Origin of the sequence: Nocardiopsis alba DSM 43377, assembly GCF_000341225.1 — a bacterium.
In the GTDB taxonomy this organism is placed as follows: domain Bacteria; phylum Actinomycetota; class Actinomycetes; order Streptosporangiales; family Streptosporangiaceae; genus Nocardiopsis; species Nocardiopsis alba.
On sequence record NZ_ANAC01000024.1, the window covers coordinates 11943 to 31669 of the forward strand.

General features: G+C 67.9%; 20 protein-coding genes and 1 tRNA gene. 11 read left to right on the forward strand and 10 right to left on the reverse strand.

The annotated features are described in order from the left end of the window. Positions 1-32: 32 nt before the first annotated feature. From D451_RS0122415 to D451_RS0122425, 3 genes are all read right to left on the reverse strand, one after another. Positions 33-1772, reverse strand: a complete 1740-nt coding sequence (locus D451_RS0122415) for a pyruvate dehydrogenase (RefSeq protein WP_017536059.1) — start codon at positions 1770-1772, stop codon at positions 33-35. Positions 1773-1874: 102 nt separating this feature from the next. Further along, positions 1875-2201, reverse strand: coding sequence for a helix-turn-helix domain-containing protein (locus tag D451_RS0122420; protein WP_014908786.1), 327 nt, complete (start codon positions 2199-2201; stop codon positions 1875-1877). Beyond that, positions 2198-2560: a type II toxin-antitoxin system RelE/ParE family toxin gene (locus tag D451_RS0122425; RefSeq protein WP_014910997.1), complete on the reverse strand. Its 363-nt coding sequence runs from the start codon at positions 2558-2560 to the stop codon at positions 2198-2200. The genes D451_RS0122420 and D451_RS0122425 overlap by 4 nt, the downstream gene beginning before the upstream one ends. Positions 2561-2748: 188 nt before the next feature. Here D451_RS0122425 and D451_RS0122430 point away from each other — a divergent pair, with 188 nt between their 5' ends. Then, positions 2749-4764: an NADPH-dependent 2,4-dienoyl-CoA reductase gene (locus D451_RS0122430; RefSeq protein ID WP_017536061.1), complete on the forward strand. Its 2016-nt coding sequence runs from the start codon at positions 2749-2751 to the stop codon at positions 4762-4764. A 64-nt stretch (positions 4765-4828) separates the two neighbouring features. Further along, complete coding sequence (locus D451_RS0122435; RefSeq protein ID WP_014909631.1) at positions 4829-5383, forward strand: PadR family transcriptional regulator; 555 nt, start codon at positions 4829-4831, stop codon at positions 5381-5383. A 39-nt stretch (positions 5384-5422) separates the two neighbouring features. Here the strand turns inward: D451_RS0122435 and D451_RS0122440 are convergent. The 4 genes from D451_RS0122440 to D451_RS0122455 all read right to left on the reverse strand — a co-directional run bounded on the left by D451_RS0122440 (position 5423) and on the right by D451_RS0122455 (position 7050). Next, positions 5423-5507: transfer RNA gene (locus D451_RS0122440), tRNA-Ser, on the reverse strand. A 10-nt stretch (positions 5508-5517) separates the two neighbouring features. Then, a complete protein-coding gene (locus tag D451_RS0122445; RefSeq protein WP_036568561.1) occupies positions 5518-5970 on the reverse strand; it encodes a nucleoside deaminase in 453 nt (150 codons plus the stop codon). A gap of 49 nt (positions 5971-6019) precedes the next feature. Further along, positions 6020-6508 (reverse strand): tRNA adenosine deaminase-associated protein, encoded by a 489-nt coding sequence (locus D451_RS0122450; RefSeq protein WP_017536063.1) that lies wholly within the window; start codon positions 6506-6508, stop codon positions 6020-6022. Between the two features lie 41 nt (positions 6509-6549). After that, entirely contained in the window at positions 6550-7050 is a 501-nt protein-coding gene (locus tag D451_RS0122455; protein WP_036568550.1) for a tRNA adenosine deaminase-associated protein, read from the reverse strand. Between the two features lie 324 nt (positions 7051-7374). Here D451_RS0122455 and upp point away from each other — a divergent pair, with 324 nt between their 5' ends. The 8 genes from upp to D451_RS0122495 all read left to right on the forward strand — a co-directional run bounded on the left by upp (position 7375) and on the right by D451_RS0122495 (position 13679). Continuing rightward, entirely contained in the window at positions 7375-8028 is a 654-nt protein-coding gene (upp, locus tag D451_RS0122460; RefSeq protein WP_014911495.1) for a uracil phosphoribosyltransferase, read from the forward strand. A gap of 438 nt (positions 8029-8466) precedes the next feature. Next, entirely contained in the window at positions 8467-8709 is a 243-nt protein-coding gene (locus D451_RS0122465; protein ID WP_017536064.1) for a three-helix bundle dimerization domain-containing protein, read from the forward strand. A 364-nt stretch (positions 8710-9073) separates the two neighbouring features. Continuing rightward, entirely contained in the window at positions 9074-9238 is a 165-nt protein-coding gene (locus D451_RS28345) for a hypothetical protein (RefSeq protein WP_014913358.1), read from the forward strand. 19 nt (positions 9239-9257) lie between these two features. Beyond that, complete coding sequence (locus D451_RS0122475; RefSeq protein WP_014911622.1) at positions 9258-9767, forward strand: PH domain-containing protein; 510 nt, start codon at positions 9258-9260, stop codon at positions 9765-9767. A 291-nt stretch (positions 9768-10058) separates the two neighbouring features. After that, positions 10059-10289 (forward strand): hypothetical protein, encoded by a 231-nt coding sequence (locus D451_RS0122480; RefSeq protein ID WP_014911583.1) that lies wholly within the window; start codon positions 10059-10061, stop codon positions 10287-10289. 663 nt (positions 10290-10952) lie between these two features. After that, positions 10953-12011 carry an AraC family transcriptional regulator gene (locus D451_RS0122485; RefSeq protein ID WP_017536065.1) on the forward strand — a complete coding sequence of 353 codons (1059 nt, stop codon included), beginning with the start codon at positions 10953-10955 and terminating at the stop codon, positions 12009-12011. A gap of 41 nt (positions 12012-12052) precedes the next feature. Further along, positions 12053-13063, forward strand: a complete 1011-nt coding sequence (locus D451_RS0122490) for an NADP-dependent oxidoreductase (protein ID WP_017536066.1) — start codon at positions 12053-12055, stop codon at positions 13061-13063. A gap of 31 nt (positions 13064-13094) precedes the next feature. Then, a complete protein-coding gene (locus tag D451_RS0122495) occupies positions 13095-13679 on the forward strand; it encodes an NAD(P)H oxidoreductase (RefSeq protein WP_017536067.1) in 585 nt (194 codons plus the stop codon). A 245-nt stretch (positions 13680-13924) separates the two neighbouring features. On the opposite strand, the gene dnaB is transcribed toward D451_RS0122495, so the two are convergent. After that, complete coding sequence (dnaB, locus tag D451_RS0122500) at positions 13925-16522, reverse strand: replicative DNA helicase (RefSeq protein ID WP_026125279.1); 2598 nt, start codon at positions 16520-16522, stop codon at positions 13925-13927. A 348-nt stretch (positions 16523-16870) separates the two neighbouring features. Here dnaB and D451_RS0122505 point away from each other — a divergent pair, with 348 nt between their 5' ends. Then, positions 16871-18220, forward strand: coding sequence for an MATE family efflux transporter (locus tag D451_RS0122505; RefSeq protein ID WP_017536069.1), 1350 nt, complete (start codon positions 16871-16873; stop codon positions 18218-18220). A 44-nt stretch (positions 18221-18264) separates the two neighbouring features. Here the strand turns inward: D451_RS0122505 and D451_RS0122510 are convergent, their stop codons facing one another. Together D451_RS0122510 and rplI are read right to left on the reverse strand one after the other, a co-directional pair. Beyond that, positions 18265-19098 (reverse strand): peptidoglycan recognition protein family protein, encoded by an 834-nt coding sequence (locus tag D451_RS0122510; protein WP_017536070.1) that lies wholly within the window; start codon positions 19096-19098, stop codon positions 18265-18267. A gap of 181 nt (positions 19099-19279) precedes the next feature. Then, positions 19280-19726 (reverse strand): 50S ribosomal protein L9, encoded by a 447-nt coding sequence (gene rplI, locus D451_RS0122515; RefSeq protein WP_014908814.1) that lies wholly within the window; start codon positions 19724-19726, stop codon positions 19280-19282. Position 19727 lies beyond the last annotated feature (1 nt).

The following is a 19727-nucleotide window of genomic DNA, read 5'->3' on the forward strand; positions in this document are numbered from 1 at the left end:
CCTTCGTCGTTTCCGCACCCCGCCCACGCCTCTCAGGGGCGGGGGATGTTGCGGAGGTTGGAGCGGGCCATGTCGATCATGGTCCCGACCCCGCCCTGGAGGACGGTGCGTCCGGCCGACAGGGCGAAGCCCGTCACCTGCCCGGCGGTGATCCGGGAGGGCACCGAGAGCGCGTTGGGGTCGGTGACCACGTCCACCAGCACCGGCTCGTCCGCGGACAGGGCGTCCTCGAAGGCGGCGCGCACGTCGGTGGGGCGCTCCACCCGGATCGACCGCATACCGATGGCCTCGGCGATCGCCGCGTAGTCCACCGGCGGATGGTCGGTCTGGAACGCGGGCATGCCGTCCACCATCATCTCCAGGCGGACCATGCCGAGCGAGGAGTTGTCGAACACCACCGTGGTGATGGGCAGACGGTGCTGGACGACCGTGATGAGCTCGCCCAGGAGCATGCTCAGACCTCCGTCGCCCGACATCGACACGATCCGACGTTCGGGGGCGGCGTAGGCGGCGCCGATGGCGTGCGGCAGGGCGTTGGCCATGGTGCCGTGGGTGAAGGACCCGATCACGCGACGGCGCCCGTTCGGGGTGAGGTAGCGGGCCGCCCAGACGTTGTTCATGCCGGTGTCGACGGTGAACACGGTGTCGTCGGGCGCCACGTCGTCCAGGATCCCGGCCACGTACTCGGGGTGGATCGGCGTGTGGTGTTCGATGTTCCTGGTGTAGGCGTCCACGACCTTGGTCAGGGCCCGCTCGTGGCGCCGCAGCATCTCGTCGAGGAAGCGGACGTCGGTCCGTTCCCGGATCCTCCCCTGGAGGGCGCGCAGGGTGGCGCCGACGTCGCCTTGGACCCCCAGTTCGAGGGGGACTCGGCGGCCGAGCCGGCGCGGGTCGTGGTCCACCTGGACGACGTTCCTCTTGGGCAGGAAGTCGTCGTAGGGGAAGTCGCAACCCAACAGGATCGTGAGGTCGGCCCCTTGGAGCGCGTCGTAACAGGCCCCGTAGCCGAGCAGGCCGATCATGCCGACGTCGTAGGGGTTGTCGTACTGGATCCACTCCTTGCCGCGCAGTGTGTGCCCGACCGGTGCCTTGAGCCTCTCGGCGAGGTCCATCACCTCGGGGTGGGCGTCTCGGACGCCGGCCCCGCAGAACAGGGAGATCCGGTCGGCGCTCTCGATCCGGCGGGCGAGCGCCTCCACGTCCTCCTCCGCGGGCTGGGAGACGGCGTTCCCCGCGGTGACGGGGGTGGTGTCGGCCGGACCCACGGCCTTCTCCCCGGCGATGTCACCGGGCAGGACGAGGACCGCCACTCCGGGGGCGCCCAGGGCGTGCTGGATCGCGATCCGGGCCAACCGGGGCATCTGCTTCGGGTGGGCGACGAGTTCACGGAACTCGGTGACGTCGGCGAAGAGCCGTTCGGGGTGGGTCTCCTGGAAGAAGCCGGTGCCGATCTGGTGGGAGGGGATGTGCGAGGCCAGGGCCAGGACGGGGGCGCCGCTGCGCTGCGCGTCGTAGAGGCCTTGGGCCAGGTGGGTGTTGCCGGGGCCGCAGGATCCGGCGCACACCGCGAGCCCGCCGTCGACCTGGGCCTGGGCGGATGCGGCGAACGCGGCGGTCTCCTCGTTGCGAACGTGGATCCACTCGATGCCGTCGATCTCGTGTACGGCGTCGACCACCGGGTTGAGGCTGTCCCCCACCACCCCGTAGATCCGGGTGACCCCGGCGGAGATCAGGGTGCGGACGAGCTGTTCGGCGACGGTGTTCCTACTCAAGACGAACCCTCCCGGGAGCGTGAGGCGGCCGGGGGACTCTGCGTCGCCCCAGGTCAACGCTAGGAGCGCCTCGCCGTCAGCACCCGCATCGCCACACCGGGCTCATCCCACGCGCAGCGCCTCGTCCCCGAACCGGGCCACGATCTCCACCGTTCCACCGAGGGCTTCGACATAGCTCTTGATGGTGGCAAGCTCGGAACGGTCGATCTCTCCCCGTTCGATACGGGACACCCTCGACTGCGAAACCCCCAGCTTCTCCGCCAGTGTCGTCTGGTCGATGCCATGCCGACGCCTGATCTCGGCCAGGCGATAGGCACGCTCCGCCGCCCGCATCCTCCGCCCGAGTTCGGTGATGCGTTCCTCATCGAGCCCACCGGCCGCGATGACCTCCGCACGACTCTCACCCCAGGTTCTCGCCAAGGCGCTCATCCCCTCTCTTCCGAGTAGCCGCCGGCCAACCACCTCTGATAACGGATCTCCGCCAGAGGGATGTTCCTGTCGTACCACTGCTTCCAACGCCCCGTCTTGTCCCCCGCGACCAACAGGACGGCCTGTCTGTCCGGGTCGAAGACGAACAACACCCGAACCACCGCGTTCCCGGTGGATCGGGGGCGCAGCTCCTTCAGGTTGTGGATTCGAGAGTGATTGATGACGTCGACGAAGGGGCGGCCGAGCGTCGGCCCCACCTCCGCCAACGTGTCGATCGCCGCGACGACGCCATCGGCCGTTCTCGGATCCTCCTTGGCCAGAATCATGAGCCAGTCGTGCACCTCGTCAAGCAGAATCACGTTCCATGACACAGTCATTATGCTACAGGCATCATAGAACGCCAAGGTTCTAATCACCGAGATCCCTCACACCGACACGGTGGACCTCCGTTCCTTGAGAGGCGCCCTTTCCTGTGTTTTGCAACTTGTTGCATAATGAGATGAGGTCGGCCGGACACCGACCGAGAGGCACCGCGCGAGGAGAGACGATGAGCGACTACCCGCACCTTCTGGAACCCCTGGACCTGGGCTTCACCACCCTCAAGAACCGCGTGATCATGGGATCCATGCACGTGGGCCTGGAGGAGGCCCCCAACGGCTTCGAGCGGATGGCCGCCTTCTACGCCGAACGCGCACGCGGCGGCGTCGGCCTGATCGTCACCGGAGGCATCGCCCCCAACCCCGAGGGGGCCACCTTCACCGGCAGCGCCAAGCTCACCACCGGCGAAGAGGTCGAACAGCACCGCCTCATCACCCAGGCCGTCCACCGGGAAGGCGGCCGCATCGCCATGCAGATCCTGCACACCGGCCGCTACGCCTTCAGCGAGGAGTCCGTCTCCGCCAGCGCCCTCCAGGCCCCGATCAGCCCCTTCGTCCCCCACGCCCTGACCGAGGAGGAGATCGAGCGCACCATCGAGGACTTCGCCCGCTGCGCCGAACTCGCCCGCGCCGCCGGCTACGACGGCGTCGAGATCATGGGCTCCGAGGGCTACCTCATCAACCAGTTCATCGCGCCCGCCACCAACAAGCGCGAGGACCGCTGGGGCGGCTCCTTCGACAACCGCGTCCGGCTCCCCCTGGAGATCCTCCGCCGGGTCCGTGAACGCGTGGGCACCGACTTCATCATCGTCTACCGCCTGTCCATGCTCGACCTCGTCCCCGACGGCTCCACCTATGACGAGGTCGTCGAGCTCGGCCGCCGAGTGGAGACCGCCGGCGCCGACATCGTCAACACCGGAATCGGATGGCACGAGGCCCGCGTCCCCACCATCGCCACCTCCGTCCCGCGCGGCGCCTACACCTGGATCACCGCCCGGCTGCGCAAGGAACTGTCGGTACCGGTGGTGGCGGTCAACCGCATCAACACCCCCGAGGTCGCCGAGCGTATCCTCGCCGAGGGCGAGGCCGACATGGTCTCCCTGGCCCGCCCGATGCTCGCCGACGCCGACTTCGTGGCCAAGGCCGCCGCCGGCACCCCGGAGGAGATCAACACCTGCATCGGCTGCAACCAGGCCTGCCTGGACCACACCTTCAGCCTCAAGATCACCTCCTGCCTGGTCAACCCGCGCGCCTGCCACGAGACCGAACTGATCCTGTCCCCCACCAGGGTCCGTAAGAACGTGGCCGTGGTCGGCGCCGGACCCGCCGGGCTCGCCTTCTCGGTCTCCGCCGCCTCCATCGGCCACAGCGTGACCCTGTTCGACTCCGCGTCCGAGATCGGCGGCCAGCTCAACATGGCCCGCCGGGTCCCCGGCAAGGGCGAGTTCGACGAGACCCTCCGCTACTACCGGGTCCAGCTCGACAAGCACGGTGTGGACGTGCGGCTGAACACCACCGTCACCGAGTACGACCTCGGCGGCTACGACGAGATCGTCCTCGCCACCGGGGTGAGCCCGCGCACCCCCGACATCCCCGGCATCGACCACCCCAGCGTGGTCGGCTACGTCGACGTGCTCCGCGGCGGGGCCCCGGTCGGCGAGAAGGTCGCGATCATCGGCGCCGGCGGGATCGGCTTCGACGTCGCCGAGTTCCTCACCGACACCGGGGAGAACGCCGGGGAGGACCCCGAGGCCTTCTTCCGCCAGTGGGGCGTGGACACCGACTACCGGGAGCGCGGCGGGCTGACCGGCCCCTCCCGGGCCGCCCCGCCCCGCCGGGTCCACCTGCTCCAGCGCAGGGAGACCAAGGTCGGCAAGGACCTCGGCAAGACCACCGGTTGGATCCACCGTCTCGAACTGCGTCACCGCGGCGTCGAGATGGTCGCGGGGGCCGACTACCGGCGGATCGACGACGAGGGCCTGCACCTGACCGTGAACGGCGAGGAGCGCGTGCTCGACGTCGACACCATCGTCGTATGCGCCGGCCAGGACCCCCGACGCGACCTCGCCGACCGGCTCATCGCGGCCGGGCACGCCGTGCGCCTGATCGGAGGCGCCGACGTGGCCGCCGAACTGGACGCCAAGCGCGCCATCAAGCAGGGCACCGAACTCGCCGCCGCCCTGTAGCCGTCGTCGGCGCGGTCGGGCCGAGAACCGGTCCGGCCGCGCCGATCCTTCCTAGAATGCGCTCATGTCCCTGCCCCACGCGATCCTCACCGCCCTGCTGGAGAAGCCCTCGTCGGGGCTGGAGCTGACCAGACGGTTCGACCGTTCCATCGGCTACTTCTGGTCCGCCACCCACCAGCAGATCTATCGCGAACTGGGCAAGCTGGAGAAGGCCGGGCTCATCCGCGCGCTGCCGACCGACGTCCCCGCCCGGGGCGGTCGCAAGGAGTACGAGGTGCTGGCCGCCGGACGGGGCGAACTCGAACGCTGGGTGGCCGAGACCGAGGAGCCGCGCGCCCTCCGCGACCCCCTGATGCTGCGCCTGCGCGCGACCGGCGTCGTGGGCGTGGGACCCGACTTCGTGGCCGAACTGCGCAGGCATCGGGAACTGCACGCCGCCCGGCTCGCCGAGTACCGCGAGTTCCAAAGGCGCGACACCGCCCGGGACCGTGGGACCGAACGCGACCGGGCCCAGGGGCTGGTGCTCCAGGGCGGCATCGATCTGGAACTGTTCTGGGTGGATTGGCTCGACAAGGCCATCGACGAACTGGACCGGGACACCGACCGGCCCCGGACATGAGAAAGGCCGCCTCCGGAACGAACCGGAGGCGGCCACATGCGGTGGATGAGGGATTTGAACCCTCGAAGGGTTGCCCCTTACCCGCTTTCGAGGCGGGCGCCATCGGCCACTAGGCGAATCCACCGAGAGGTACTCTACCGGATACGTCGCCGTGCGAAAAACCGGCTGAGCAGATCCGAGCACCTGAAGGCGACGTCCTCGCTGATCAGATCCGGGGGAACGACTTCGGGACGATGGTTCTGGCGCGGGTCGCGGACCAGGTCCCACCGGGAACCGACCGCCCCCGCCTTGTCGTCCCGGGCCCCGTAGACCAGGCGGTCCACGCGTGAGAGCACCGTGGCGCCGGCGCACATCACACAGGGCTCCAGGGTGACCACCAGGGAACATCCGGACAGTCGCCACTCGCCGCGACGTTCGGCGGCCGCGCGCAACGCCAGCACCTCGGCGTGTCCGGTCGGGTCCCCTGTGGCCTCGCGTTCGTTGTGCCCTCGCCCGAGGATCGCCCCGTCGGGACCCAGCACGACGGCTCCGACCGGAACGTCGCCGGTCCTCAAGGCCAGCTCGGCCTCGGCCAGGGCCTCGCGCATCGCCTCGTCCGCGGCCTCACGGTCGAGTTCGGGCAGGCCGCTCACCCGATCACAGCCGCATCGTGTCGAGGAGGTCGGCGAAACCGGAGCGTTCCGCCACCACGGCGAGCACATCGCCGGGCAGCACACCGCCGCCGACGGAGAGGGACCGCAGTTCCTCCCCGTCCACCCCCAGATCGCTCAACAGGTCGTCGTCGCCGTCCGGACGGGGGTCCGGGCGGGCCCCCGCGCTCTCGACCGGGGCCGGAGAGCCCAGCCCACCGGCCTCGGACAATATCCCGGCCACCGGATGGTCGTGGACGACCCGTTCGTCGGAGAGGTAGACCCTCGGATCCGATCCCGTCTCGTCCACTCTGACGACGGCGAACCACTCGTCGTCCGCCTCGATCAGGAGCAGGGTCATGTCACTGCCCGACTCCGTCCCGAAGTCCAACATGAGGTCGGTGATGTCGTCGATGGCATCCGCATCGCCGAGATCGACCTCGGTTCCCCGCCACGTCCCGCCATCGGGAGCGAAGACCGCTGCGAAGGTCGACACCGCGCACCCTCCCGTCTCTCCAGGTCGCTTCCGAGGCGTCCTTACCCCATCCCGTCGAGGACACGCTGAAAGGCCTGGGCGAATCCCAGACGCTCGGAGACGCTGGCGAGCACTTCGTCCGGGTAAAGGTCCAGATCGCCCGCCAGGGCGCCCAGTTCCATCTCGTCCAGACCCAGGTCGGCCACGACGGACAGATCCCCCGCCGGCAGCACCTGGTCGAGGTCGTCATCGTCGGGAAGGTCGATGTCCAGGTGGTCGAGGACGTCCCGGGCCACCTGCCAGTCCACGGACGCGGTCACATCGGACAGGAAGAGGGAGACCTCCTCGCCGTACACCCGGACGATGATGAAGAAGTCGTCTCCGACGGAGACCAGACCGAGGGAACCGCTGATGCTCGGCTGCTGGCGCAGGGCGTGGATCAGGCCCTTGAGATCGTGTGTCAGCGCGACGGGGAGAAGATCGACATCCCAGTACTCCTCTTCCCTGTACGCGACGGCCGCGAAGTCACCCGAGTCGTCGTCACCATGATCGAGCACTGTCATCGTCACCCCAACCCGGACGGTATATCGGCGCGGACGAGAGGATCCGGAACGCCCGCGCGAATGCCATCGTAACGATCACCCGTGCGCCACCGCCGCCGCTCGTCCAACGTGGACCGGACCCACGTTCTCACGACAGGCCGTTCCTCCGCGCCCCCACCAGCGAACCCGTTTCCCACCTGTATCTCTCCTCCGAGAGCCGATACCTCCTCACCCTTCCTCCGACCGCGTCGAGAATCCCCGGTTCGGGGGATACGCGCGGTTAGACTCGAAGCGTCCCCTCCACACGCTCAACGTCCTGTTGTCCCAGCTCACCCGGAGAACGTTTTGGAAACCCTGGTCGTCGACCACCCCTTGGTCGCGCACAAACTGACCACCCTGCGCGACGTGCGGACCGACTCCCCCACCTTCCGGAGGCTGACCGACGAGCTGGTGACCCTGCTCGCCTACGAGGCGACCCGCGATGTTCGAGTGACAGAGGTCACCATCCGGACCCCGCTCGTGGAGGCCACCGGCACCCAGCTCTCCCGGCCGACGCCGTTGGTCGTGCCGATCCTGCGCGCCGGCCTGGGCATGCTCGACGGCATGACCCGTCTGCTGCCCACCGCCGAGGTGGGCTTCCTCGGCATGGCCCGTGACGAGGAGACCCTTCAGCCCGCCACCTACGCCGACCGGTTGCCGCAGGACCTGTCGGGTCGCCAGTGCTACGTACTGGACCCGATGCTGGCCACCGGCGGCACCCTGGCCGCCGCCCTGAAGCTTCTGGTCGAGCGCGGCGCCGACCACATCACCGCGATCTGTCTGCTGGCGGCCCCCGAGGGCCTGACCGCCGTGGAGCGGAAGCTGGCCGAGAGCCTCCCGGAGGACCACGGGGCCACGTTGCGCGTGGTGACCGCGGCCGTGGACGAACGCCTCGACGAGAACGGCTTCATCCTCCCCGGACTGGGAGACGCCGGAGACCGCCTGTACGGCTGCTCCTGAACCCCACCGAGGCGCGGCGCCCCCGCCGAACCCTTCCCTGAGCGTCCAGCCGGATCACCGGCTGGACGCTTTTTCGGTTCTTTTCGGCTCGGGGTGAATGATCGTCCGAAAATCGGGCATTGGTCCCTCATGACCGCCTCCCCGACCGACGTCCCTCCAGGTCGAGCCCGCTCGTCCGGTCACCGGGAGACACGATGCCGCATTAGCCGAATTCATTTCGAGATTGGAACGTAACAGATTAGGGTGATCATAGTTCTTGGCCACCCGTAACCGGGTAGATCAGCCAGACCGAAACCGCCCCCAGGGGATCCGCCACCGATATCAGCACCTAGCCGCCCGCTTTCGGAGCGGCACTCAGGCGACCCCTCGGTCGCTACGCAAAGCCCCCGAGCGCGCACGCAACGTGCCGACCCGCCGCACAGCCCTCGAAGGAGTGAGATGCCCGAGACCCCCTCCACCTCGACCACCCAGGCCGCCCACGACCCTCATTTCAGCCGAGTCGTCAGCCGCCTCGCCTCGGAGTTCTCGAACGTCCACCACTCCTCCACCGTGTCCCGTTGCGTGGACGCCGCGCACCACGGGGCCAAGGACGTGACCGGGCGGGCCACCCCCGACCTCGTCGAGCGGATCGCCCGACAGCACCTCCAGGTGCTGGCCCTGGCCTTCGCCGAACAACACTGACCCCAGGCGTTTCCTTTTCGGCCCTGCACCACCCCGGAACTTCGGAAGACCGGGATGACCCGGCGCGCACGCGCCCGACACCCCTCTTCCCGAGTTCCGGGTCCGCGGTGCGGTACCGACTCGCCCTTCCGGAATCACCCTCCCGCTCCTCGACACCACACCTGACCTGGGTCGCGAGAGGGATCCTTTCCGGGCTGCCATTACCAGGGTTAACAACATCACCGAAACCGGACACAGACCACAAGCGTGGAAGGTCCGACATAACGCCACGCCGAGGGTGCGCCCGAGGCTTTACGGGCATGATGGTCGATGGAACAATCACTGCTGGGTCGGTGGGTCAGGTGGATTCCAAGGGGAGTCAGTCGTGGCGAAGTTGAAGAAATGGGGCGGTTACGCGCTCATCGGTTTCGTGGCTTTTTATCTGCTCACGCAACCGGAAAGCGCGGCCGGGGTCATCCAGGGCGCCCTGGGCGGCCTGATGGGCGGCGCGGAGTCGATGTCCCGCTTCGTCAACGCACTACTGCCGTAGGCGTGAGAGAGCGGGTGCCATGAGGCTCGTAGCGTCCAGCAACGCGGCACCGGCGTCGGTCAACCGCTACCTCCTGCCGCACGAGCAGGACGTGGTGACCATCCGACGCCACCCCGCGGTCCTCATCGGCCCGGTGGCCACGGTGTTGGCCGCGTTGATCCTCGCCGGGATCCTGAGTCGGACGATCGGCGGCAACAGCACCGCCACCCTCGCCGTCATCTGGTGGCTCTGGCTACTGGTGCTGGTGTGGTTCGTCTGGCGGGTGGCGGAGTGGTCCGTGGACTATTTCGTCATCACCTCGGCGCGGTTGCTGTTGACCACCGGACTGATCACCCGCCAGGTGAACATGATGCCGTTGGGCAAGGTGACGGACATGAGGTTCGAGCGCACCCTGATCGGACGCTTCCTCGGGTACGGCACCTTCGTCATGGAGTCCGCCGGTCAGGATCAGGCGCTCAGTCGGATCGACTTCATTCCCTATCCCGAGCAGCTCTACCTCGAGGTCGTGGGGTTGATCTTCAAGGAGTAGCCGAGTACGGCACCCGATACGACAGTCGTCGAAGAGCACCCGTCATGTCGACGGGTGCTCTTTCGTATGCGCTCCGTCCCCCTCCGAGAACCGGGCACCGAACGGACCCGGGTTCGGATCACCGCTCCACGAGTACGCCTCGGTTACCCGGTTGTTCACCTTCTGTTCACCTTGAACTCCACGCCCTCCCGACACACCTGCGAGATCGGGCACATCACCCCGAATCCAATTGACTCAAAGGTGAACAGATGGTTAACATGGGTCATCCACACAGGAAACGAGGAGGGCTACATGGCACGCAGGACCGAGCACGCGCCGCACCTCTCTCGCACGTCCACCGACCGTCGGCGCACCCGCTCCGCCGCTGCGAGCCGCCGCCTCTCCGGCCTGGCCCCCGAGCCCGCGCTGGTCCCCCGACCGCGCGAGGACGCCGACGCCACCACCACGGAGCACCCGATCATGCACTGGGTTCTGATCACCGACGAGAACGGCCGCACGCGCCCCGAGGCGCGCTGGCTCTAGATCGCAACGATCCCCGAAGGGCCGTCCGCATCGCGCGGGCGGCCCTTCGTCATGCCCGACTCCACTCGCATCGACCAATCGGCGCGACATGAATGACGAATACGGACGTCCAGATCACCCCTCTTGAAGTGACATCAAGGGTGATACCCGTCTCATCCCTCCTCCCTGAATGATAAATAAACGAACCGTATCGTCTTATTTATAGAGCACCGACTCTCCCTGAAGCCGACATACAGGACACCCACCCATCGACCTCGGCCCGGCCCACGCCCTCACGGCGCGCCACCCTCGGCCGGTGCCCCCACCTCGCGGCCAGGACGACCCTCGCCTTCCCACGGCGACCGACCCCTTTCGGACACCCATGAATCAGCGACCCACTGTCCGAAACCGGCCCGACCCCCTGGGCCAGGACGCCGTCTCGCTCATGGGAGGACAGCGGCATCGGATCGACGAGGTCCGGCCGGACGACGCGGCGGAGCCTCACCGGGCACGCGCCGCGCAGGAAGCGGGCCCTCACGGATGTCTCGTCGACAAATCCCCTTGTCGACTTTTCGGTCTACACATAAATCAGAAAATAGAGCGACCGATACCTGGGAAAGCAGTCCACGAAGGACGCCCCCCAAGGACAAAACCGCACGATAAAGGCAAGAATAGGATGCTTCCATGATCGATGGAACGTCCTCGACCGCCCTGGTCCGCCTGGTCCGCGACACCGCGCTGGCCTCCGGGGTGTCCGCACCACTCATCACCGCGTTACCCGGCGCGACATCACTCGACGACGACCGTCTCCGCATCCCCCTGACCACTCTGGGCCGCCTGTGGGAGCTGCTGGCCTACTCCATCCCCGAAGGGACCGCGGGGCTACGCGTCGCCGAGTCCGCCCGATTGGGCAGCATGCCCGCCTGGGACTACCTCCTGGTCAACGGGGTCGACCTCGGTGACGCCCTCTCCGAAAGCCTCCCCTACCACCGTGTCGTCACCGCCGCCGAGGAGCACTTCGAGGTCCATGACCGCGATGGTGCCGTCGAGATCGAATACCGCACGACCATCGACGACCCCCGTACCTCGGCCGCCGTCCACGAGTACGTCCTCGCCTACTACCTACGTCGGGCACGCGAGGCCACCCGCCGGGACATCGTGCCCGCCAAGGTCACCTTCGGCCACGCCGCCCCTCCGCACCACGGACCTCTCGTCCGCTCCTTCGGCACCGACCGCATCGAGTTCGAGGCCGAGAGGGACACCATCCTCTTCGCCGCAGAGGACGCGCACGTCCCCCTGCCCGACTCCGACCCCCGCCTGGCCGCGCTGCTCCGCGACCACGCCGGAATGCTGTTGGAGACCTCACGCCCCCTCCCCGATTGGCGGGAGCACTTCCGCATCGCCTTGGAGAGCGAGCTCGACCTGGGTGCTCCGACCCTGGACGCCGTGGCCGCCCGACTCGTCCTGAGCCCGCGCACCCTCCAACGCAAACTCTCCGAGCACGGGACGACCTGGCGGGCGGAGGTGGACACGGCCCGATACCAACGGGCCCGCCGCCTCCTGGCCCAGGACCTCCCCGTCGACACGATCGCCGCCCGACTGGGATTCACCGACGACCGCGCGCTGCGCAAGGCCTTCCACCGTTGGAGCGGCCACTCCCCCGGCCGGGAACGACGACGCCTGACACGTACGGACCGGTTCGTGGCGCCCGCGGACCTGGGACGGGAGATCGTGCGCTCCTAGATTCGAAGGTGTCGACAGGACACCCGAGAAAGGCGCACACCATGCACTCCCTGCCCACCACCACCCGCGAGATCCACCTGGTCGCCCGCCCCGTCGGCGCCCCCGGCGACGAGCACTTCACCCTCACCGAGGTCCGTATCCCCGAACTCGCCGAGGGACAGATCCTGGTCCGCAACACCTGGATGTCGGTCGACCCCTACATGCGGGGCCGCATGGACGACGCTCCCTCCTACATCCCTCCCTTCGAACTCGGCGCCCCACTGGAGGGCAGCGCGATCGGCGAGGTCATCGCCTCCCGAGCGGACTCGATCCCGGTGGGCGCGCACGTCTCCCATTTCCTCGGCTGGCGCGAGCACTCCGTGGTCGACGCGACGGGCGCCGTGGTGGTGGACATCGACCCGGTCCCCGCCTCCGCCCATCTGGGGCCGCTCGGTACCACCGGCTTGACCGCCTACCTGGCGCTCACCGAGATCGCCCCCGTCAACGAGGGCGACACCGTCTATGTCTCCGCCGCCGCGGGCGCCGTGGGAAGCGTCGCGGGACAGATCGCCCGCCGTCTGGGCGCCGCCTGTGTCGTGGGTTCGGCCGGCGGCCCGGAGAAGACGGCCCTTCTGACCACCGAGTTCGGCTATGACGCGGCGATCGACCGCCGAGAGGGCGATCTCGCGAAGAGCCTGGGCGAGGCCGCCCCCGACGGGATCGACGTCTACCTCGACTCCGTGGGAGGCGACCACCTCGACGCCGCCCTGGAGGCGATGAACCCGCGTGGCCGCGTGGCCCTGGTCGGCGCGATCAGCGGCTACAACGCGACCGGCCCTCTCGCCGGACCCGACCTGTACCGGGCCGCCACCAAGGAGTTGAGCCTGCGAGGCATGATCGTCGGCCACTACCTGGACCGGTTCCCCGAATTCCACGCCAAGGCCATGCCGTGGCTGCTCGACGGCACCCTGCGCACCCGGGAGACCGTGCTCGACGGCCTCGAGAACGCCACGAAGGCGTTCTTCGGAGTTCTGGACGGTGCCAACACCGGAAAGATGCTCGTCCGTCTCTGACCCCGCCCCGGCGACTCGAAGGAGCCCCGTCATGCACGCACTCGTCGTCCGGTCCCACCCGAGAACCGACTCCCTCACCACCGCGGTCGCGGAACGCGTCACCGAACGGCTGACCGACGAGGGATACACCGTGGACCCCCTCGACCTTCACGGAGAGGGTTTCGACCCGGTCCTGCCTCCTGAGGACGAACCCGACTGGACCGACCCGAACAAGGCGTACACGCCCGAAACCCGGGAGCACATGGCCCGCGTGTCCGCCGCCGACCTGATCGTGGTCGTCTTCCCGGTCTGGTGGTTCTCCCTGCCCGCCATGGCCAAGGGCTGGATCGACCGGGTGTGGAACCGGGGGTTCGCCTACGAACCGAGCACCCTCCACGGCAAACGGATGCTCTGGATCGGCCTGGCCGGCGGATCCGCGAGCTCCTACGCCGAGCACGGATTCGACCGGTCCCTGGAGATCCAGCTCGGGGACGGGATCTCCCGGTTCTGCGGAATCTCCGACGCGTTCGTGCACCTGATGTACGACAGTCTCGGCTCCCCCGACCTGGAGGCCGTGGACCGGAGCCTGAACCGGATGCTCGTTCGAGAGCCGGCGGAACGACTCCCGGTGTCCTGACCTCGAAGACAGGGAGCACCGCATCGACAAATCTCTTTGTCGACTTTTCGGCCATCACATAAACAGAATTACAGAGCGACCAATATTGCAGGGCGCGGCCTGGAAAGGCCGCGCCCCGCACACGTTCACATCACATCATCCCAGATCAAAAGGGTGAATCATCCGCTTGAAGGCATGGTGTCCATCTTCGGTCGAAACACCCGTTTGGAGCCGGACCAGAGGAACGACTCGTCACGAGATCGGGATCAGCTCGGCGCCATGTCCACGAAACGGCTGTAGTGACCCTGGAAGGCCACCGTCACGTCGGCGGTCGGGCCGTTACGGTGCTTGGCCACGATGATGTCCGCCTCGCCCGCGCGCGGCGACTCCTTGTCGTGCACGTCCTCGCGGTAGAGCAGGATCACCATGTCCGCGTCCTGCTCGATCGATCCGGACTCACGCAGGTCGGAGACCTGGGGGCGCTTATCGGTACGCTGCTCGGGACCACGGTTGAGCTGGGAGAGCGCCACCACCGGTACCTCCAGTTCCTTGGCCAGGAGCTTGAGCGAACGCGACATCTCCGAGACCTCCTGCTGACGGCTCTCCACCCTGCCCGGCGAGCTCATCAGCTGGAGGTAGTCGACGATCACGAGCTTGAGGTCGTGCTGCTGCTTGAGCCGTCGGCACTTGGCCCGGATCTCCATCATCGACATGTTCGGGGAGTCGTCGATGAACAGCGGCGCGCTCGCCACCTCGCCCATGCGTCTGGCCAGGCGGGCCCAGTCGTCGTCGGTCATCAACCCCGACCGCATGGTGTGCAGCGGCACCCTCGCCTCCGCCGAGAGCAGACGCATGACGATCTCGTTGCGCCCCATCTCCAGGCTGAAGAAGACCGAGGTCATCTCGTGCTTGATGGACGCCGCACGCGCGAAATCCAAGGCCAGGGTCGAATTATGGGTGGGCACCATCGAACGGGTCGCCAGAAAGAGGTGATCCGGATGGTCCACCTGCACGCAACGGACCGGCACACTGTCGATCCGACGCACCTCGGTGATGAACCTCGAACCGATCCGCGCGTGCGAACGGTGCGCGGAACGCTCACGGTGCGCGGCCTTCTTGCGTTCGATTCCGAAGACCTCCCGCGTCGAACCGAAGGTGATCGTGTAACAGGTCGAGGACCTCTCACTCCGACCGGCCACGGTCTTGGTCGACAGACCAGTGCGGTACCCCAGGCCGTGCGCCAGCTCCCGGAAATCCAGCGCCAGGCGTTCATCGGTGACCGCGAACTGCACCGAACCACCCGCGTTGACGGTTCCATCACTGTCCAGAAGGCCGGCCATCAAGGCCCGCCGCTGGGCCACCGAGGACCGCAGGTACTCGACCGGGATGTGCTTGTTCCCCAGTACCCCGACGCTTCGAAGGAGAGCCTGGACGCTGCCATGATGATCGACGCATCGGCGGCACCTCGTGCTGGAGAAACAGGGGCGTCCGCAGTCGGGACAGGCGGTGTGCGGAACCGGTTCCGAGACGAAACGGGCCTTTCCTCCGCACGATCGACCACAGGTGCGCACGTGAGGGAGCTTCGGAACGAAGGACTCACCACAGACGACGCAGCTCTTTCGAGCCGGTTCGACCTCCTCCGAGGGTAGGAAGATCCCGTGGCTCCGGGTCTCGTTCCCCACCGGTTTGGTCACCAGACCCTCGGCCTCGATGTTGAGAAGGACCTCCGGATCGTCGGTGGTGACCCTGGCGGCGTGGGAGGCCCCATCACCGAGCCACACCCCCAGGAAATAGGGCGGCAGTGGAAGATCCCGCTCCGGAAGTTCCAAGGGAGCGGTGTTGGCCACCGAATGGTTCAATCTGCGATCGGCGGTCTCCAGACGGAGGGTGCGCGCGATCTCCTCGGTGGTCCGTACCTCCGGCCGGACCTTGGGGTCGACCCCCTGGGCACGAGCCTCCTGAGCTGCTCTGCGCGAGGCCCGGGTGTCGGTCACCCACTGGTGCAGGGCGTCGGCCACCACCACGGTTCCGTCGTCGAAGACGACCTCGTAGCAGGGACGGTCCCGCATCACCTCCGTGGCGGCCACCACCCGGGTGGGTGTCCCGTCCGCCGCCACCAGTTCGTCCCCCACGCGTACCTCGCCCATCGTGGTCCACCCGTCGGGGGTGGGCAGGGGCGTGTCCAGGGCCAGGGCCTTACCCACGGCCGGGCGGGCGGCGATGATGACCATCTGGCCGGGGTGGAGGCCGTTGGTGAGGGCGTCGAAGTCGGCGAAGCCGGTGGGCACACCGGTCATGCTGCCGTCGTTGGCGCCGATCGCCTCGATCTCGTCCAGGGCGCCCGGCATGATGTCGCCGAGGACGACGTAGTCCTCGCCCGTGCGTTTCTCGGCGACCTTGTAGATCTCGGCCTGGGCGTGGTCGACCAGGTCGTCCACCTCGCCGTCGCCGGAGTAGCCGATCTGCGCGATACGGGTGCCCACCTCGACCAGGCGTCGCAGGACGGCGCGGTCGGAGACGATCTTGGCGTAGTAACCGGCGTTGGCCGCTGTGGGGATGGCCTCGGTCAGGGTGTGCAGGTAGGGGGCCCCGCCGACGCGGGCGGCCTCGCCGCGTTTGGTCAGTTCGGCGTTGACCGAGATGGCGTCGACCGGTTCGCCGCGGGAGAAGAGGTCGACGACGCTCTCGTAGATGATCTGGTGGGCCGGGCGGTAGAAGTCCGCGGAGCGGATGATCTCCACGACCTGGCTGATGGCGTCCTTGGACAGGAGCATGCCGCCCAGGACGCTCTGTTCCGCCTGGATGTCATGGGGTGGGGTGCGCTCGTATCCGCCTTCTTCAGGTGGTTGCTCAGCGACACTCACGAACTCTCCCCCACACCGGCAACGTGCGCCGACCCCGGTTCGGGCCGTCCTCTCCAGGATGCCCCATCCCGGAGACGGAGGAGGCCGTGGAGGCACCCTGTGGAAAGCCCTTTACCATCACATCCGGAGCCCTGTGGGGCATTGTGCGGACAGGTTGTGTACATCACCTGTGGATAACTTTTCCCTGTGCCAGCTATACCCGCTTTGAACTGCGAAAACGCAGTTCTCGACCAAGACGCGCAAGATGTCTCACAGAGGGACTTTCCACAGGTTATCCACAGGCTTACGACCTCCTGTGGAAAACTTCACCCACCCGATCGAACGTCTGTCCGGTACTGTTGCCCCGTCATGGCCACTCTGCTCTCCGCCGCTCCGTTCCGGCATCGCCACGACCGCGAGATCTTCGCTCTCGCCGTCCCCACCTTCTTCGCCCTCATCGCCGAACCGCTCTTCCTCCTGACCGACACCGCGATCGTCGGCAGTCTCGGAACCCAGGCGATCGGCGGACTCGGCGTCGCGGGCCAGGTCCTGCTGACCCTCGCGGCGGTGTGCATCTTCCTCGCCTATGGGACCACCGCGGCCGTGTCCCGCAAGTTCGGCGCGGGCGACATCCCCGGCGGTATGCGTGACGGGATCGACGGCCTCTGGCTCGCCGTGATCCTCGGTGTCGTCGCGATCGGCATCGGCTGGCCACTGGGCCCCTGGATGATCGACCTCCTCGGGGCCTCCCCCGAGGTGGCGCCCTACGCGCTGACCTATCTGCGGATCAGTCTGTTGAGCACGCCGTTCCTGCTGATCATCATGGCCGGGACCGGTGTGCTGCGCGGCCTTCAGGACGCCCGTACCCCGTTGGTGGTGGCGGTCGCCTCCTATATCGGCAACGCGGTGCTCTGCGCGACCTTCGTACTGGTGCTGGACTGGGGCATCGCCGGTTCCGCGTGGTCGACGGTGCTGGCCCAGGGCGCGGGGGCGTTCTGGTACGTGGCGTCCATCGCCCGGTCGGCCCGGCGGGAGGGTGTCTCCCTGGCTCCGAGCGTGGCGGGGCTGCGCGCCTCGGCCTCGGCCGGGTTCGCGTTGTTCCTGCGCAGTGTGTCCATGCGTGTGGTGGCGCTGGTGACCACGGCGGTGGCGGCCCGGCTGGGCGACGAGTCGATCGCGGCGCACCAGGTGAGCTACAACCTGTGGGCGCTTCTGGTGTTCGCGATGGACGCCATCGCCATCGCGGGGCAGTCGATCGTGGGGCGTTATCTGGGGGCGGGGGACGTGCGCGGCACGCGGGCCGCCACCCGTCGCATGGTCGAGTGGGGTGTACTGGCGGGACTGGCCTTCACCGTGGTGGTGTTCCTGGTCCTGCCCTGGGCCCACCTTCCCTTCACCTCGGATCCGAAGGTGGCCTCGTTGATCACGGCCTCGTTGGTGGTCGTGGCGCTGATCCAACCGCTCAGCGGGGTGACGATGGTGCTCGACGGGGTTCTGATGGGCGCAGGCGACCAGCGTTACCTGGCCTGGGCCTCTCTGTGGACGATGCTGATCTTCCTCCCGTTCGCCCTGGTCCTGCCGTCGTTGGCGACCTCCCAGACCTGGGGGCTGGTCGGTCTCTGGGTCGCCTTCTCGGTATGGATCGTGGCGCGGGCGGTCACCCTGGGCCTGCGGGCCCGCGGTACCGCCTGGCTGGTGACCGGGGCCACCCGGGGCTGACGCCCTGAGGCGTGGGGAGGGGCCGGTCTCCCGGCCCCCGCGACTCAGCGCCCGGTGTCGAGGTCCCCGAGCGTGGGACCGTGGTAGAAGGCGGCGACGCGTTCGTTGGAGGGCGCCTCCGGGAAGCCCGGGAGGCGGGACGGGTCGATGCCCCGCGTAGCCTGGCGGCTCATGTCCCCGAGTTGCTTCCTGAGCCTGCTTCCGACGTCGTCGCGCAGCTTGGGGAGCATCGAGTAGAGCTTGTCGCCCGGGCAGTTCGTGGAGTTGTAGTCGCGGTGGCCCACGATCGCCTCCCGGGGGTCCAACCCGTAGACGGCGCACAGCCAGACACAGGTCTCCACCAGGGAGGACATCAGGGCGGCGGGCGGGGTCTCCGACGAGTACGTGCCCTCGTTCTCGATACCGATGGTGTGCGAGTTGTGGTTCGCGGTGTGCGCGCCGATGACGTGGCCACCGTCGCGGATCGCCTTGAAGGAGTTGTCGCGGCCCTCCATGATGTGGCCGCCTCGGCTGATCGTCAGTTGCTGTCCGGTGTCGGTCCAGCCGTTGTTGTCCATGTGGTGGCGTTGGATCGAGCGCGACAGTGCGGCGGCGTGGCTCGCGGAGGTGTCCGATGCGTTCCCGGTCGCGGTGTGGTGGACGACGATGTGGGTCGGGGCCTGCGACTGGATCGAGATCGGCGACTTGGGCGCGCGCGCCTTCCAGTCGGATCGGGTGTACAGCCTGGGTTCGGCCGCGGCGGCCGCCGATCCCACCGCGGAGATCCCCAGCGCGCCACCGAGGAGTACGCCTCCGGTGGCCAGGGCCGTGCCGCGCAGCATCGTCCTTCGGTCCACCGCCAGGGGGTGGTCGGTCTCGGATCGTTTCTCAACGGCCATCGGTATGTTGTCCTCTCCGTGCGGAGCGTCGCGGAAGGCGACACGACACAGAGAACACGATAGGTTACAAACAGTAATCAAAGAGGATGTACGACCGGGCGTGTCCCGTGAACGACGAAGGCCCCGCCCCTCCAGAGGAGGGGCGGGGCCGCGAGACCGTGGCCGGTCACCGGGTCCGTGGTCAGACGCCGGCGATGTCCAGCTTGATCGTGGCGACGACCTCGGGGTGCAGGCGGACCTGGACCTTGTGGGCGCCGACCGACTTGATCGGGTTCTTGATCTCGATACGACGCTTGTCCAGCTCGGGACCGCCGGCGACCTTGACGGCCTCGGCGACGTCCGCGGGCGTGACCGAACCGAACAGACGGCCGCCTTCGCCGGCGCGCTGCTTCAGGCGCACGGTCAGGGCACCGACCTGGCCGGCGACCTGCTGGGCCTCGTCCAGGGTGCGGATGTCACGCGCCTTGCGGGCACGCTGGATCAGGTCGATCTGCTTCTGACCGCCACGGGTCCACCGAATGGCGAACCCTCGGGGCAGCAGGTAGTTGCGACCGTAACCGTTCTTCACCTCGACGACATCGCCGGGGGCTCCGAGACCGTTGACCTCGTGGGTCAAAATCAGCTTCACG